We start from the raw sequence: 15131 nt of genomic DNA, 5'->3' as shown, positions 1-15131 counted from the left end.
CCCCGAAAGTGTTGGTCTCCACACAATCAACACCCACCGCGAAATACGCGTCATGAACCCCCCGCACAATGTCAGGACGCGTCACGTTCAACACCTCATTGCAACCCTCATGACCATCGAAATCATCGAGCGTGGGGTCATAGGCCTGCAACATCGTCCCCATGGCCCCGTCCGCGACGATCACACGCTCGGACATGGCCTGCCTGAAGGACGCTGCGTTATTCATGCGCACAAGCCTAGCGGGAGCCATGGCGCGACCGCCCGGAGCCGGGGGCTGGACGGGCCGGTGATCGCGACCGGCGAACCGGCGCCGTTCCCCCGGCCCCGGCGGGCTCCCTCGGCCCTCTCGGTGACACCGGGCACCCCTCAACGAATAGGCTTGGTCGGGTACAAGGCCGCCGCCGGCGGCCGTTCGAGATCGCACCGGCAGTCGCGTGCGGTCTCGGCCAGGCAGCAAGGAGGCGGCGCGTGATCGAGCTCGAAGGACTTCCCGAGCTCGTCGACCCGGTGCTGATCGCCGCGTTCGAGGGGTGGAACGACGCGGGAGAGGCGTCGAGCGGCGCTCTGGCGCATCTCGAGTCGGAGTGGAAGGCGACCCCTCTGGTCGAGCTCGACCCCGAGGACTACTACGACTTCCAGGTGACCCGCCCGGTGGTCGAGCTGGGCGACGGCGTGACGCGGTCGATCATCTGGCCGACGACGCGGCTGCTGGTGGCGCGCCCGCCCGGCAGCGAGCGCGACGTGGTGCTGCTGCGCGGCATCGAGCCGAACATGCGCTGGCGCACGTTCTGCTCCGAGATCGTGGCCATCTGCCTGGAGCTCGGCGTCGAGACCGCGGTGCTGCTCGGTGCGCTGCTCAACGACTCCCCGCACACCCGGCCGGTCCCGATCGTGGGGTCGGTGAGCGATCCGGGGCTCGCGCGCGCTCTCAATCTCGAGCTCACCCGCTATGAGGGCCCGACGGGCATCGTCGGTGTCCTCCAGCACACCCTCGGGGCGGCCGGCACCAAGACCGTCTCCCTGTGGGCGTCGGTTCCGCACTATGTCGCCCAGCCCCCCAACCCGAAGGCCACGCTCGCCCTGCTGCGCCGCATCGAGGACCTTCTGGACATCCCCATGCCGCTCGGCGAGCTGCCCGAGGAGGCGCAGGCCTGGGAGCACGGGGTGGACGAGCTCGCCTCGCAGGATTCCGAGGTGGCCGAGTACGTCCGCGAGCTCGAGGAGCGCAAGGACGCCGCCGACCTGCCGGAGGCCAGTGGCGACGCGATCGCGGCGGAGTTCGAGCGCTACCTGCGGCGGCGCGACCACGACGACGACGGCGGCTGACGCGAACCGGAGAAAGTGCGCATATATCGACATTGGTCGTGTCGGCCCCGATAAACCGCATTTCGCATACTTCTCGTTATTCGCTACGACGGGCGCGGCTTTCTGGTAATAATTGGCCGCTGCGCCCCTTCCGCACCATTGATCCCGGGCGGCACCACGCGGGCGGCAACGATTCGATAACGGGGACGGGCACGAATCCGCGAACATCGTGAACGGCGTCGACCGCGTGCTGAACCTACACATGTGACTGCGCACCTTGGGACCCCCATGGCGACTCCATATCCTGATCCGCACAAGAGAGCACAGGAGACGCGGCGACGCGTCCTCGAGATGTCGGTGTTCATGAAACGGAACGAGGCGGGCGACGACGCCCGCATCCGGGACGACGCCGGCCGCACCGGCGACGCCCGCCCCTACCCCCAGCTACGCGGCACGACCCCCGCCCAGGCCGTCGAGACGTTCCTCGCCCTCCTGCAGGACCGTCTGCCGGTCTGGCTGCACACCCTCGACGACCTGATGAACATGGCCGGCAAGGGACGGGTGAACGACAACCTGCTGCCGGTGGCCCGGGCCGGCATCGACTACTACGCCGAGGTCCAGGCCGCGGCGATGCCCGCGTTCATCTCCCCCTCGATCACCGTCCGCTTCCGCGAGGCACTCCGCGAGACCCAGCTCGGGCCCGCCTCCGAGATCGCCCCGCTCGCGGAGTACCTGGAGGCCGAGCGCGGTCTCGGCCGGGTGGCGCCGGACGTCACCCCCGAGGCGAGCGCCCGCCTGATGCTGGCCGGGTGTTTCCGGCACGCCTACTACGAGATGCTCATCGGCGCCGGCTCGGGCCTGTCCCGCGACGACGGCGCGGTGGAGATCGTACGGGAGCTGCGGCTGGAGGCCGTCACACCCCGGGCGCCTGCGCTCTCCTGAGCACGCCGGCCGCCTGCCGACCGCCTGCGGGCGGCCGGGGCACCGGCACGCCGGTCCGGACGGCGGCCTCGTCGAACCTGTGCCAGACCAGCGCGGCGAGGTCGTCGTCCGCGCCGAGCGGCCGGCTCACCACGTCGGCCCCGGCGGACTCCAGACGGCTCTGGAAGAACCCGGGGGCCAATAGGTAGGAGGCGAGCACGACGCGGGGCGCCGGGCCCGAGCGCAGGCGCTCCATGGCCTGTGCCAGGGACGGTGCCGCCGCCGAGGCGAACGCCGCCGTCACCGGGCGGGCCAGCCGCACCGACAGCAGCCGGGCGGCCGCGCGCACGTCGGCGACCGCCGCGGGATCGGAGGACCCGGCGGCGCCGAGCACGACCGCGTCGGTGGGCCGCAACCCGGCGGAGGCCAGCCGACGGGCGAGGAGCGAGGTCAGCAGCGCGTGCGGGCCGAGCGGGCGCGCCACCAGCGCGTCCGGCCGCGCCCGCGCGACCACCGCGGGCAGGTCGATGTGGACGTGGTAGCCGCCGGCCAGCAGCAGGGGCACCACGACCACCGGCCCCGGGACGCGCGGGAGGATCTCGGCGAGCGGCGGGGAGCTGATCTCCAGGTACGCCTGTTCGACGCGCCGCCCCGGGCGCGCGCGCCGCACCCGCTGTGCCAGGGCCGCCAGCGTGGCCTCCCCCTCGGCGCTGCGGGTGCCGTGGGCGGCCAGCACGAGCGTCATCGGGCCTCCGGCCGGTCGCAGGCCAGGCGGTAGCCGCGTTTGACGACGGTCTCGACGATGCCCGAGGGGCCGAGGGCGCGGCGCAGGCGCGTGACGGCCATCTCGACCGCGTGCTCGGCCGAGTCGCGGGAGGGGCCGCCGGGCAGGACGACGCGCAGGTCGGACCGGGGGACGACGTGGCCGGGCCGTTCGGCCAGGCGCTTGAGCACCGCCATCGGGGCGGGCGGCAGCGGCCTGAGCTCTCCGTCGACGGCGACGGCGTGGCCGCGGATCTCCAGTTCGTGGGCTCCGGCGGTGACCCGGGTGACGCTGTGCGCGGGCAGGTGCCTGGCCAGGGTGCGGGCCAGCGAGCCGAGCCGCGAACGCTCCGGCTGGATGACCGGCACTCCCCTGGACACCAGCGGCGCCGCGGTCACCGGGCCGACGCACGCGGCCACCACCGGGCCGCCGAACGCTTCGACCAGCGCCTCCTCCAGCCCTTCGGCGCGGGCGGCGTTCAGCATGGCCAGCACGGCGGGGGCGCTGGTGAAGGCGACGGCGTCCACCGACCCGGAGATCGCCTGGGTGATCAGGCGGCGCAGCGGCGAGGGGTCGCGGTAGGGCAGCCAGCGGTAGACGGGCACCTCGATGACGGTGGCGCCGGCCGCGCGGAGGTCGGCGACGAACCCGGTCAGCGGCTCGCCGTGCAGTTGCACCACGATGCGCCGCCCGCGCACGTCCTGCCCGAGGAGGTAGTCCTTGATCTCCTCACAGGACTCGGTCGGCGGCGTCCAGTGGTCGTTGAGCCCGGCGGCGCGCACGGCCCCGCGCGCCTTGGGCCCGCGGGGCAGCAGGCGCGCCCTGGTGAGGTGGTCGGCCAGGTCGACCGACAGCCCCCACCCCTCGGCCGCCGCCACCCAGCCGCGAAAGCCCACACCGGTGGTGACCACGACGTCGTCGACCGGGCCTTTCAGGCACTCCCGGGTGGCGGCCAGCAGGTCGGCGTCCTCGGCCAGCGGCACCAGCCGGATCGCGGGCGCGCGCACCACGCGGGCGCCCCGCCGTTCGAGCAGGGCCGCGAACTCCTCCTTGCGGCGGGTCGCGGTCACCCCGATCGTGAAGCCCGCCAGGGCGTCGGGGGCCGTCTCCGGCGCCACCATGGGGTCCTCCAACAGGGCCGCCGTCATGCCACGCTCACTTCGACCGTGCCGCGCGCGACACGGACGGGGTAGATCGGCAGGGCCGTCGCCGGGTCGTCCAGGCACACGCCGGTGGTCAGGGAGAACGGCTGCTTGTGCATGGGGGCGGCGACGACGGGCTCCTCGCCGCGGGTTCCCACGATGCCGCGGGAGATCACGTACGCCCCGCTGTAGGGGTCGCGGTTGCCGACGGCGAACAGGCGTCCGTCGAAGGTGCGGAAGATCGCGATCTGGTGGCCGCCGACCAGGGCCGCGGCGCCCCTTTCGGGCAGCAGGTCCGTGTAGGCGCAGATCGGCTCCCACGTGGTGCCGGTGCTCGCCTGAGTCGCCGGGCCGTTCTGGATGATCGTCATGCGCGTGTCACCTCCAGGAGGACGGGCTTGATCTGGTCGCGTTCGGTCTCGAACACGATGGACGGGTCAGGGGTGTCGGGGGCGTTGACGAAGCTGACGAACCGGCGCAGCTTGTCGGGGTCGTCGACCGTGGCGCGCCACTCGTCGAAGTAGCCGGCCACGTGCCGCTCCATCCCGGCGTCGAGATCGGCGCAGATGCCGAGCGAGTCGTTGATGATCACGTCGCGGAGGTAGTCGAGGCCGATGCCCTGCAGCCAGGTGGAGGTGCGCTGGAGGCGGTCGGCCGTGCGGATGTAGAACATCAGGAAGCGGTCGATGGCGCGGATCAGCTCGTCGTCGGACAGGTCGCTCGCCAGCAGGTCGGCGTGGCGGGGCTTGAAGCCGCCGTTGCCGCCGACGTAGAGGTTCCAGCCGTTCTCGGTGGCGATGATGCCGAAGTCCTTGCCGCGCGCCTCGGCGCACTCGCGGGCGCAGCCGGACACCGCCGCCTTGATCTTGTGCGGGGAGCGCAGTCCCCGGTAGCGCAGTTCGAGGGCGATGGCCATGCCCACCGAGTCCTGCACGCCGTACCGGCACCAGGTGGACCCGACGCAGGACTTCACGGTGCGCAGCGCCTTGCCGTAGGCGTGCCCGGACTCGAACCCGGCGTCGACCAGCCGCTTCCAGATCTTGGGAAGCTGCTCCACTCTGGCGCCGAACAGGTCGATGCGCTGCCCTCCGGTGATCTTGGTGTAGAGGCCGAAGTCGCGGGCCACCTCGCCGATCACGATGAGCTTCTCGGGCGTGATCTCGCCGCCGGGGATGCGCGGCACGACCGAGTAGGTGCCGTTGCGCTGGATGTTGGCCAGGAAGTGGTCGTTGGTGTCCTGCAGCGCGGCCTGCTCGCCCTCCAGCACGTGCCCGCCGTTGAGCGAGGCGAGGATGGAGGCCACCGCCGGCTTGCAGATGTCGCAGCCGCGTCCCCTGCCGTGCTCGGAGATGAGCTGGGAGAAGGTCGTGATGCCGCGGACCCGGACGATGTCGAACAGCTCAGGCCTGCTGTACTCGAAGTGCTCGCACAGCGCCTTGCTGAGCGCGACGCCCTCGGAGGCGAGGATGGAGGCCAGCGCCGGCACGCAGCTGCCGCAGCTGGTGCCCGCTCGGGTGCACTTCTTGACCCCGGCGACGTCGGTGAGCCCCATCTCGGTGATGGCGGCGCTGATCTGCCCCTTGGTGATGTTGTTGCACGAGCAGACCTGCGCGTCGTCGGGGAAGTCGGCGCCCGACATCCCCGCGCCTCCGGCCCCGGCGAACAGCAGGTCGCTCGGCGGGGCGCTGAGCTCCCTGCCGACCATCGGCCGCAGCAGGCTGTAGGGGGTGGCGTCGCCGACGCAGATGCCGCCGAGCAGCGTGCGGGCGTCGTCGCTGATGAACAGCCTCTTGTAGACGCCGGCCACCGGGTCCATGTAGGTGACGTCGAGCGCGCCGGACAGCTCCCCGAAGCTGGCGACGTCCACGCCGAGCAGCTTGAGCTTGGCCGACAGGTCTCCGCCGGTGAAGGCGGAGACGCCGCCGAGGATGCGGTCGGCGGCCACCTCGGCCATGGTGAAGCAGGGGGCGACCAGGCCGTACACCATGCCGCCCACCAGGGCGCACTCGCCGATGGCGTAGACGGCCGGGTCGGCGGTGCGCATGCCCTCGTCGACGACGACGCCTCCCCGCTCGCCCACGGGCAGCCCCGCCCCGCGGGCGAGCTCGTCGCGCGGCCGGATGCCCGCGGAGAACACCACCACGCCGGCGTCGATCTCGGTGCCGTCGGCCAGGACGACCTTGCCGGGCTCGATGCGGTTCAGGCCGGTGCCGGTGTGCACGGCCAGGCCGAGCCGTTCGATGTGCCCGCGCAGCACCGAGCCGCCGCCCTCGTCGACCTGGCGGGGCATCAGCCAGCCGCCCATCTCCACGACGTGGGTGGAAAGGCCCAGGCCGCGCAGCGCGTCGGCGGCCTCCAGGCCGAGCAGCCCGCCGCCGACCACCACGCCGGAGCCGGAGGCGGCGCCGGCCGAGGCGGCGCGGATGGCGTCCAGGTCGTCGATGGTCCGGTAGACGAAGGCGTGCTCGGCGCCGGGCACCGGCGGCACGAACGGCGAGGAGCCGGTGGCCAGCACCAGGACGTCGTAGGGCTCCTCGTGCCCGCCGGCGGTGACCGCCACACGGCGGTCGCGGTCGATCGACGCCACCCGGTCGGCCAGCCGCACGGTCGTCGGGCCGCCCGGGTCCGGATAGGTCAGGTCCGCGAGCGACGCGTCCGTGAGGTAGGAGGTCAGCGCCACCCGGTCATAGGCGGGCCTGGGCTCCTCCCCCAGGACGGTGATCGTGCCCGTGAACCCGCGATCGGCCAGGGTCTCCACGAACCGGTGGGCCGTCGGCCCGTACCCCACCACGACGATCCTCACGCGCGGACCTCCTCCTGCTCGCACAGCCAGCCGATGATCCCCTCGACCGCGTCCCGGCAGCTCCCGCAGCCGGTCGTGGCCCTGGTGGCCGCCGCCACCGCCGCGGTGTCGCGCGCGCCCGCCTCCCAGCAGGCGCGGATGCGGCCCTTGGTCACGTTGTTGCACTCGCACACCCGCGCGGAGTCGGGCATGCGCACCGGGCTGTCGGCCGGCGTCGCGTGCTCCACCGACGAGGGGAACAGCAGCCCGGCCGGGTCGCCGGGCAGCGGCCCGCCCCGGTCGTACAACTGGGTGAGCGTCCCCACGGTCGGCGCCTCGCCCAGCAGGATCGCCCCCACCAGCCGGTCGTTCCTGATGACGAGCTTGCGGTAGATGCCGCGCGCCCGATGGGTGAAGCGGACCACCTCCACCTCCCCCGAAGGGTCCTCGTTCAGGTGCGCCTCTCCCATCGAGGCGAGTTCGACGCTTCTGGCCTTGAGCCGGGTGACCAGGCGCGAGCCGCGGTACCTGGCGGCGCGGTCGGCGCCGGTGATCAGGTCGGCGACCACGGCGGCCTGCTCCCAGGCGGGGGCCACCAGCCCGTACACGGTGCCGTCGTGCTGGGCGCACTCGCCGATCGCGTAGATCGCCGGGTCGGAGGCGCGCATGTGGTCGTCCACGACGACGCCGCGGTTGACCTCCAGGCCGGCGTCCCTGGCGAGGGAGACCAGCGGCCGCACGCCGCAGGCGAGCACCACCAGCTCCGAGGCCAGGACCTCCCCGGTGGCCAGTTCGACGCCGTGCGGGTGGATCGCCGTCACCTGGACGGCGGTCCTGACCGTCACCCCGAGCCCGGCCAGCGCCTCGCCGAGCACCAGGCCGGCCTCGGCGTCGAGCTGGCGGTCCATGAGGTGGCCGGCCAGGTGCAGCAGGGTGACCGGCATCCCGCGCCCGGCCAGGCCGCGCGCGGCCTCCACGCCGAGCAGGCCGCCGCCGACCACGATGGCGCCGGTCGCGGTGGCCGCCGCGGCGAGGATGCGGTGGCAGTCGTCCATGGTGCGGAAGGCGATGGCCCGGTCGGCGCCCGGGATGGGCGGCACGACCGGCTCGCTGCCGGTGGCCAGCACCAGCACGTCGTAGGGCTCGGCCGCGCCGTCGTCGGTGCGGACGGTGCGGGCCTTTCGGTCGATGGCGGTGACCGTGACGCCGAGCCGGGTGGTCACCCCGTCGGGCTGGGCCGGCAGCCGCACCTGCTCGGGGCTCGCGGTGCCGGCGAGCACGTTGGACAGCAGGACCCGGTTGTAGGGTCCGCGGGTCTCGGCGCCGAACACCGTGATCCGGATGTCCTTGTCGCGCGCCCTGACCTCGTCGGCCAGGCGGGCCCCGGCCATGCCGTTGCCGATGACGACCAGCCTCACGTGTTCCTCCCCCGATCGGCCCGCGGCGCCGTGGTGGCCCGCGGGTCAGCGCCGTCACGCCCGGACGGTCCCTCATCGGACCGCTCGACCCGCACGGCGCAGACCTTGAACTCCGGCATCCGGGACGTCGGGTCCAGGGCCGGGTTGGTGAGGCGGTTCACGCCCTCCCAGTGGAAGGGCATGAAGACCGTGTCGTGCCGGATGGCGCGGGTGACGCGGGCGGCGGCCCGTGCCGAGCCCCTGCGGCTGGTCACCACGACCATGTCGCCGGAGACGACGCCGAGGCGCTCGGCCAGGTCGGCGTGCAGCTCGACGTAGGGCTCGGGGGCCGCCTCGTTCAGCGCCCGCACGCGCCGGGTCTGCGCGCCGCTCTGGTAGTGGGCCAGGACCCGGCCGGTGGTCAGATAGAAGGGGTAGTCGTCGTCGACGTCCTCGGCCACCGGCCGGTGGTCCACCGGGACGAACCTGGCCCGGCCGTCCGGCGTGGGGAAGCGGTCCAGAAAAGGGCGCGGGGTCCCGGGGTGGTCCTCGGAGGGCGCGGGCCAGAACACGCCGGTCTCGCGGGCGATGCGCTCGTAGGTGATGCCGGCGTAGTCGGCGACGCCGCCCGCGCTGGCCCGGCGCAGCTCGTCGAACACCGTGCGCGGGTCGTCGGAGAAGCCCTCCTCACGGCCGAGCCGCGCGGCCAGCCCGGCGAGGATGGCCAGGTCGCTGCGCACCTCGGGCGGCGGGGTGATGGCCTGCCTGCGCAGCAGCACCCTGCCCTCCAGGTTGGTCATGGTGCCGTGCTCCTCGGCCCACTGGGTGGTGGGCAGCACGACGTCGGCCATCGCCGCGGTCTCCGACAGCACGAAGTCGGAGACCACCAGCAGGTCCAGCGCCGCCAGCCGCTCGGTGACGTGGGCGGCGCGCGGGGCCGACACCACCGGGTTGGAGCCGAACACCAGCAGCCCTCTGGGCCCGCCGCCGGTGCCGAGCGCGTCCAGCAGTTCGTAGGCCGACCGGCCGGGGCCGGGAAGCTCACCGGGGTCGACGCCCCAGACGGCGGCGACGTGGGCGCGGGCGGCCGGGTCGTCGATCCTGCGGTAGCCGGGGAGCTGGTCGGCCTTCTGCCCGTGCTCGCGCCCGCCCTGGCCGTTGCCCTGCCCGGTGATGCAGCCGTACCCGGAGCCCGCGCGGCCGGGCAGGCCGAGGGCCAGGGCGAGGTTGATGAACGCGGTGACGGTGTCGACGCCCTTGGAGTGCTGCTCGGCGCCCCTGCCGGTGAGGATCATGGCCTTGCGGGCGGTGCCGAGCAGGTGGACCGCCTGGCGCATCGAGGCGACCGGCACACCGGTGATCCGCTCGACGCGCTCGGGCCACCACGCGGCCACCGACTCGCGGACCGCGTCGAACCCGGTGGTGCGGGCGGCGATGTAGTCCTGGTCGGCGTACCCCTCGGTGATGGCGATGTGCAGCAGTCCGAGGGCGAGCGCGAGGTCGGTGCCCGGGGTCACCTTCAGGTGCAGCGCGGCCTGCTTGGCCGTGCGGGTCTGCCGGGGGTCCACCACGATGAGCGTGTCGCGCAGGTGCCGCAGGAAAGGGGGCATGGTCTCGGCGACGTTGCCGCCGGCCATCATCACCACGTCGGCCTCGGCGATGTCGGTGATCGGGAACGGCAGCCCGCGGTCCATGCCGAACGCGCGGTTGGTGGCGGCGGCGGCCGAGGACATGCAGAAGCGGCCGTTGTAGTCGATCTGGCTCGTGCGCAGCGCCACCCGGGCGAACTTGCCGAGCTGGTAGGCCTTCTCGTTGGTCAGGCCGCCGCCGCCGAACACCGCCACCGCGTCGCGGCCGTGCTCGGCCTGGAGGGCGAGGACCGCCCCGGCAACGCGGTCGAGCGCCTCCTCCCAGCTCACCGGCGAAAGCGGCGCGGTGCGGCTCGCGCGGGCGAGCGGCGTGGTCAGGCGCACGCCGGAGGTCAGCAGCTCGGCCGCCGTCCAGCCCTTCTGGCAGAGCCCTCCGCCGTTGGCCGGGATGTCGTGGCGCGGGGTGACGGTGAGCGTGCCGCCCGCCTCCCGGCCGGACCCTCCGCTGACGTACATGCCGCACTGCAGGGCGCAGTACGGGCAGTGCGTCGCCTCTCCCAGGTGGACCGGCGTCATCACAGACGCCGGCGGGGAAAGTGAGGTCGGCATGGGTTCGATGGTGCTTTCAGGCCGTTTCACCGTTGGGTCCCTCCTGTTACCTCTGTGCTACAAGCCGCCAACCGTGTTCACATCGGGCGCGGGCCCGGTGTGCGCACCTCGCGGTGTCCGGACGGTGCGCGCCGGCACGGCGGCGGGGGCACGGCGCGGGCACGGCGCGGGCACGGCGCGGGCACGGCGCCCTCACGCGCGGGCCCGGGCCGCGCCGGCGCTCCCCCGGCGCGGCCCGGGCGTTTCCCCCGGACGCGGGCTCTAGACGCGTGCGGTGGCCAGGCTCGGGGCCAGCCGCGCCCCCACCGTGCGCAGGTAGCAGAACCAGGTCAGTCCCGCGCACAGCACGTAGAAGCATGCGAAGGCGATCAGCGCGGCGCCCGCGCCGCCGGTCGCGGCGATCGAGGTGCCGAACCCGCGGTTGATGAAGAACCCGCCGAACGCGCCGACGGCCGAGATGATGCCGACGGCGGCGGAGCTGTCGCGCTTGCCGGTGGCCAGGGCGGCCTCGTAGGCGGCGCCGTCCTCCGGCGAGATCCCCTCGACGGCCTTGGCGCGGAAGATGGCCGGGATCATGCGGTACGTCGAGCCGTTGCCCACGCCGGTCAGCGCGACCAGCACCAGGTAGGAGACGAAGAAGAAGGCGAAGCTGTGGGTGGAGACCCCCACTCCGACCAGCGCGACGGCGACGCCCATGGCGCCGAAGTTCCACAGGGTGACCCGCCCGCCGCCGAGCCGGTCCGACAGCCTGCCGCCGACCGGCCTGATCAGCGAGCCCACGAGCGCTCCGAGGAAGGCCCAGGTGACGGTGGAGACGTGCTCGGGGAACTGGCTCTTGATGAGCAGCGGGAAGGCGGTGGTGTAGCCGATGAAGGATCCGAAGGTGCCGATGTAGAGGAAGGACATGATCCAGGTCTGCGCGCGGCCGGCGATCTTGAGCTGGTCCCTGGCGCTCGCCCTGGCGGTCGCGAGGTTGTCCATGAAGAAGAACGCGCCCAGGGCGGCCAGGACGATGAACGGCACCCAGAACAGCCCGGCGGCGGCCAGCCCGAACCCGGTGATCACCAGCGGCATGACCAGCTGCACCGAGCTGACGCCGATGTTGCCGCCGGCGGCGTTGAGGCCGAGCGCCCAGCCCTGCCTGCGCTCGGGGTAGAAGTAGGTGATGTTGGCCATGCTGGAGGCGAAGTTGCCGCCGCCGAGCCCTGCCGTGGCCGCGATGAGCAGGAAGGCCCAGTACGGCGTGCCGGGGCTGCTCACCGCGACGGCCAGCAGGCAGGCGGGGATGAGCAGCAGCAGCGCGCTGACGACCGTCCAGTTGCGGCCGCCGAACTTGGCGGGCGCGAAGGTGTAGGGCAGCCGCAGGGTGGAGCCGACGAGGTTGGGCACCGAGACCAGCCAGAAGAGCTGGTCGGTGGAGAACTTGTAGGAGCCGAGCTTGACGGCGACGATGCTCCAGACGGTCCAGAGGGTGAAGCCGAGGTGCTCGGCCAAGATCGAGAAGAGCAGGTTCCTGCGGGCGACGCCCTTGCCGCGGCCCTCCCAGAAGCCGGGGTCGTCCGGCCGCCAGTCGGTGATCCAGCGGCCTCTCGCCGCCGCGGTACGGGTTGCCTCCGTCACCGTCACGGTTCCTCCTTCGTGTGCTCCGGGGGTCGGGAGGCTCCGAAGGTAACGAGCGGGATCACACCACCCGGCGACGAATGTCAGATATCGGGGTTACTTCCGACGCACGGGCGAAACATGTGATGCACAGGCATCACGACGGCAACATCGAATTAACAAAGATTGCCTGGGCGGCCGATCGGGCATTGTTTCCGGGAAACCTTCACACAGTGTCGTCATCCACGGGAGCGGGCATGACCGGCGTCCGGCAGATCAGGCTCTTCTCCGACCCGGTGCTCCGCGCCGTGGCACAGCCGGTGACGAGCTTCGACCGCTCGCTGCGCGACCTGGTCAAGGCCCTGCAGGCGACCACCCGGGCGGGGTCGGGACGGGCCGGGCTCGCCGCGCCGCAGATCGGGGTGTCGCTGCGCGTGCTGACGTTCGAGCTGGACGGCAGGGCCGGTCACCTGGTGAACCCACGCCTGGAGCTGTCCGAGCGCACCGTCGTCGCCGACGAGGCGTGCCTGTCGGCGCCCGGCCTGTGGTGGCCGCTGGAACGCTCCTATTCGGTCGTCGCCCGCGGGCGTGACATGTACGGCAAGCCGGTGACGGTGCGCGCGCTCGGCATGCTGGCCCGGGTGCTGCAGCACGAGGTCGACCATCTCGACGGCATCCTGTTCCGCGACCGCCTCACCGAGGAGGAGCGCGCGCGGTTCGACGCCGCCATGGCCTGAGCCGCCCCGCGCCGCCGCATCGGCACCCGCTCCAACATCTGGGGCCCTATGTCCCTTTTTTCCGGCAATGCGTGTTCTGCCGGAATGTGGCCGGGTAGGGCAACCGACGATCCGGAAGCGCGCCCGAGCCGAGCCGCTTCCACATCGGGGGCGTCCCGCTTCCCGCACATACCGAACCGGCGCCAGGCCGGACCCTCCATCCCCGGGCGGGGCACCGGAGGCGGCTCGCCGGGCGGATCCCGAGACGGGAAGCCGGAGAAGGAGGCAATCGTGACAGGCGGACTGAAAGTGGCTCTGGCCGTCGCCCTCGGCTATTTCCTCGGCCGGCACCGCAGGTTCAAGCTCGCGGTCGCTCTCGGGGTGGCGGGCGCCACGGGCAAGCTCGGGGGCGCGCGCGGCAACCTGATCGAGCAGGGGCTGAAGCTCGCGAGCTCCTCCCCCGAGCTGGAGAAGATCGTCAACAGCGTCCGGGGCGAGCTGTTCGAGGCCGGCAAGGCCGCGGCGAAGGCGGCGGCGAGCAGGCAGGTCAGCTCGCTGAGCACCAAGCTGCAGGACCGGGCCGAGGCCCTCCAGCACGCGGCCAACGTGGCGGCGGGCCTGGAGGAGGAGGTGACCGGCACCGCCGGAGAGGCCGCCAAGACGGCGAAGGGCGGGGTCACCAGCCTGCGCGAGCGGGCCGCCGGCGGTCTGCGCACCGCCAGGTCGCGGGTGCGCCGCCCCGCCGAACGGGCGCCGGAGGAGGACCTGGAAGAGGAAGAGCCGTACGAGGAGGACTTCGAGGAGCAGGACGAGTACGAGGAGGAGCCGCCCCCTCGGCGCAGGCCGCCGCAGGACCGGGGCCGGCCCGCCGGGCGCGACACGCGGCGCCCCGCGCGCGAGGAGGAGGAGCCGGAGGACGACGACGAACCCCGGCCGCGCGGCCGCGTCGTCCGCGACCAGCCGCCGCCGCGCTCGCGGCCCGTCCACCGCACCCGGGGGTGAGCCTCCATGGCGGAACCGAGAAGGGAAGGCCCCGGCGCCGCCGCGGCGAACCCGATCAAGAGCCAGATGCGCGGCCTCGCCGGCGTCGCCGGGAAGCTCGCCCTCGCGGCCGTGCGGCGCCGGGTGGAGAGCACCACCCGGCAACTGACGGACTTCGCCGAGAACGGCGGGATGCGCACCATCGGGCAGCTCGCCGGGGGCGAGGGCAAGTTCGGCCGGGTCAAGGGGCTGGCCAAGCTCGCGTTCGGGGGGCTGAAGAAGAAGCTCGGCTTCGGCGGGCGCGGCGCCAAGGGCAAGAAGCTCAAGTTCCACAACATCATCGAGTCGCTCGACTTCGGCGCCCCGGTCCGCGTGGTCTACAACCAGTGGACGCAGTTCCAGGACTGGCCGAACTTCACCAAGAAGGTGGAGAAGGTCGTCCAGGAGAGCGACGAGAAGCTCACCTGGCAGGCGAAGATCTTCTGGTCGCGCCGCACCTGGCAGTCGACGATCACCGAGCAGGTGCCCGACGAGAAGATCATCTGGCGCTCGCAGGGCGCCAAGGGCTACGTGGACGGCAGCGTCACCTTCCACGACGTCACCCCTGACATGACACGGGTGCTGCTGGCGCTGGAGTACCACCCCAAGGGGCTCATGGAGCACATCGGCGCCATCTGGCGGGCGCAGGGCCGCAGGGCCCGCCTGGAGTTCAAGCACATCCGCCGGCACGTGATGAACGAGGACCTGCTCCATCCGGAGGAGGTCGAGGGGTGGCGGGGCGTCATCCACGAGGGCGAGGTGGTCAAGGACCACGAGACCGCCATGCGCGAGGAGGAGGAGCGCGAAAAGCGCGAGCGCCGCGGCGAGCGCGAGCCCGGGGAAGGCGAGGAAGCCGAGTACGCAGAGGGCGAAGAAGGCGAAGAGCCCGAAGAGGCCGAGTACGAAGAGGGCGAGGAGCCCGAGGAGGCCGAGGCCGCCGAGCGGGGCGAGGAACCCGAAGAGGGCGAAGAGGAGGAGCCCGGGGAAGAGGAGGAGCCCCGGGACCGCCGCGAGGAGGAGCCCCGTCGCGGACGCCGGGCGGCGCGGGCCGAAGCGGAGCCCGAAGAGGAGCCCGAGGAGCCTGAGGAGGAGCCCGAGGAGCCCGAGGAGGAGCCGCGGCGCGGACGGCGCGCGGCGGAGGCCAGGCGTGAGGGGGCCGGCGAGGAGCGCCGCAGGCGGCGGCTTCCCTGGGGCCCCAGGCGGCCGGAGGAGGCGCGCCGGAGCCCGGCCGCCGAGCCGCGCGGCCGGACCCGCCGGGCGGAGCCCGCCGAGGAGGAGGAACCGGAGC

13 protein-coding genes are annotated in these 15131 nt (G+C 72.9%); 5 read left to right on the top strand and 8 right to left on the bottom strand.

Going from position 1 to position 15131, the window contains the following annotated elements; genetic code table 11:
• Positions 1-226, bottom strand: a 226-nt coding sequence (locus ACFQSB_RS39785) for a homocysteine S-methyltransferase family protein (RefSeq protein WP_380832503.1), incomplete at its 3' end; no start/stop codon positions are given.
• A gap of 242 nt (positions 227-468) precedes the next feature.
• Between ACFQSB_RS39785 and ACFQSB_RS39780 the strand changes: the two genes are divergently transcribed.
• Positions 469-1326: a PAC2 family protein gene (locus tag ACFQSB_RS39780; RefSeq protein ID WP_354845267.1), complete on the top strand. Its 858-nt coding sequence runs from the start codon at positions 469-471 to the stop codon at positions 1324-1326.
• A 342-nt stretch (positions 1327-1668) separates the two neighbouring features.
• Positions 1669-2247, top strand: a complete 579-nt coding sequence (locus ACFQSB_RS39775) for a hypothetical protein (RefSeq protein ID WP_380832501.1) — start codon at positions 1669-1671, stop codon at positions 2245-2247.
• Here ACFQSB_RS39775 and ACFQSB_RS39770 read toward each other — a convergent pair.
• The 7 genes from ACFQSB_RS39770 to ACFQSB_RS39740 all read right to left on the bottom strand — a co-directional run bounded on the left by ACFQSB_RS39770 (position 2219) and on the right by ACFQSB_RS39740 (position 12134).
• The gene (locus tag ACFQSB_RS39770) at positions 2219-2971 is read right to left on the bottom strand and encodes a sirohydrochlorin chelatase (protein WP_380832500.1); all 753 of its coding nucleotides are present in this window, start codon (positions 2969-2971) and stop codon (positions 2219-2221) included. The two genes, ACFQSB_RS39775 and ACFQSB_RS39770, sit on opposite strands and share 29 nt — an antisense overlap.
• Positions 2968-4137, bottom strand: coding sequence for a uroporphyrinogen-III synthase (locus tag ACFQSB_RS39765; RefSeq protein WP_380832498.1), 1170 nt, complete (start codon positions 4135-4137; stop codon positions 2968-2970). Before ACFQSB_RS39765 ends, ACFQSB_RS39770 begins: the two co-directional genes overlap by 4 nt.
• The gene (gene nirD, locus ACFQSB_RS39760) at positions 4134-4502 is read right to left on the bottom strand and encodes a nitrite reductase small subunit NirD (protein ID WP_380832497.1); all 369 of its coding nucleotides are present in this window, start codon (positions 4500-4502) and stop codon (positions 4134-4136) included. The genes ACFQSB_RS39765 and nirD overlap by 4 nt, the downstream gene beginning before the upstream one ends.
• The gene (nirB, locus tag ACFQSB_RS39755) at positions 4499-6934 is read right to left on the bottom strand and encodes a nitrite reductase large subunit NirB (protein ID WP_380832495.1); all 2436 of its coding nucleotides are present in this window, start codon (positions 6932-6934) and stop codon (positions 4499-4501) included. Before nirB ends, nirD begins: the two co-directional genes overlap by 4 nt.
• The gene (locus tag ACFQSB_RS39750) at positions 6931-8331 is read right to left on the bottom strand and encodes an FAD-dependent oxidoreductase (RefSeq protein ID WP_354845250.1); all 1401 of its coding nucleotides are present in this window, start codon (positions 8329-8331) and stop codon (positions 6931-6933) included. The genes nirB and ACFQSB_RS39750 overlap by 4 nt, the downstream gene beginning before the upstream one ends.
• On the bottom strand, positions 8328-10508 hold the full coding sequence (locus tag ACFQSB_RS39745) for a molybdopterin oxidoreductase family protein (protein ID WP_380832493.1): 2181 nt from the start codon (positions 10506-10508) through the stop codon (positions 8328-8330). The genes ACFQSB_RS39750 and ACFQSB_RS39745 overlap by 4 nt, the downstream gene beginning before the upstream one ends.
• A gap of 261 nt (positions 10509-10769) precedes the next feature.
• A complete protein-coding gene (locus tag ACFQSB_RS39740) occupies positions 10770-12134 on the bottom strand; it encodes an MFS transporter (RefSeq protein WP_380832491.1) in 1365 nt (454 codons plus the stop codon).
• Positions 12135-12364: 230 nt separating this feature from the next.
• On the opposite strand from ACFQSB_RS39740, the gene ACFQSB_RS39735 reads away from it, so the two are divergent.
• From ACFQSB_RS39735 to ACFQSB_RS39725, 3 genes are all read left to right on the top strand, one after another.
• On the top strand, positions 12365-12844 hold the full coding sequence (locus ACFQSB_RS39735) for a peptide deformylase (RefSeq protein ID WP_354845241.1): 480 nt from the start codon (positions 12365-12367) through the stop codon (positions 12842-12844).
• A 270-nt stretch (positions 12845-13114) separates the two neighbouring features.
• A complete protein-coding gene (locus tag ACFQSB_RS39730; RefSeq protein ID WP_380832489.1) occupies positions 13115-13825 on the top strand; it encodes a hypothetical protein in 711 nt (236 codons plus the stop codon).
• Between the two features lie 6 nt (positions 13826-13831).
• Positions 13832-15131: SRPBCC family protein (locus ACFQSB_RS39725; RefSeq protein ID WP_380832487.1), on the top strand; the 1300-nt coding region annotated here is incomplete at its 3' end.

It is taken from the genome of Sphaerisporangium rhizosphaerae, assembly GCF_042665155.1.
GTDB lineage: Bacteria > Actinomycetota > Actinomycetes > Streptosporangiales > Streptosporangiaceae > Sphaerisporangium > Sphaerisporangium rhizosphaerae.
Note: the sequence above shows the minus strand (reverse complement) of the source record. Positions and strands in the feature narration are given on the sequence as shown.

Excerpts from the sequence above, each read along its gene's own strand:
- ACFQSB_RS39775 (WP_380832501.1), top strand. The coding sequence starts at position 1,669 with ATGAAACGGAACGAGGCGGGCGACGACGCCCGCATCCGGGACGACGCC.
- ACFQSB_RS39770 (WP_380832500.1), bottom strand. The coding sequence starts at position 2,971 with ATGACGCTCGTGCTGGCCGCCCACGGCACCCGCAGCGCCGAGGGGGAG.
- ACFQSB_RS39765 (WP_380832498.1), bottom strand. The coding sequence starts at position 4,137 with ATGACGGCGGCCCTGTTGGAGGACCCCATGGTGGCGCCGGAGACGGCC.
- nirD (WP_380832497.1), bottom strand. The coding sequence starts at position 4,502 with ATGACGATCATCCAGAACGGCCCGGCGACTCAGGCGAGCACCGGCACC.
- ACFQSB_RS39745 (WP_380832493.1), bottom strand. The coding sequence starts at position 10,508 with ATGCCGACCTCACTTTCCCCGCCGGCGTCTGTGATGACGCCGGTCCAC.
- ACFQSB_RS39735 (WP_354845241.1), top strand. The coding sequence starts at position 12,365 with ATGACCGGCGTCCGGCAGATCAGGCTCTTCTCCGACCCGGTGCTCCGC.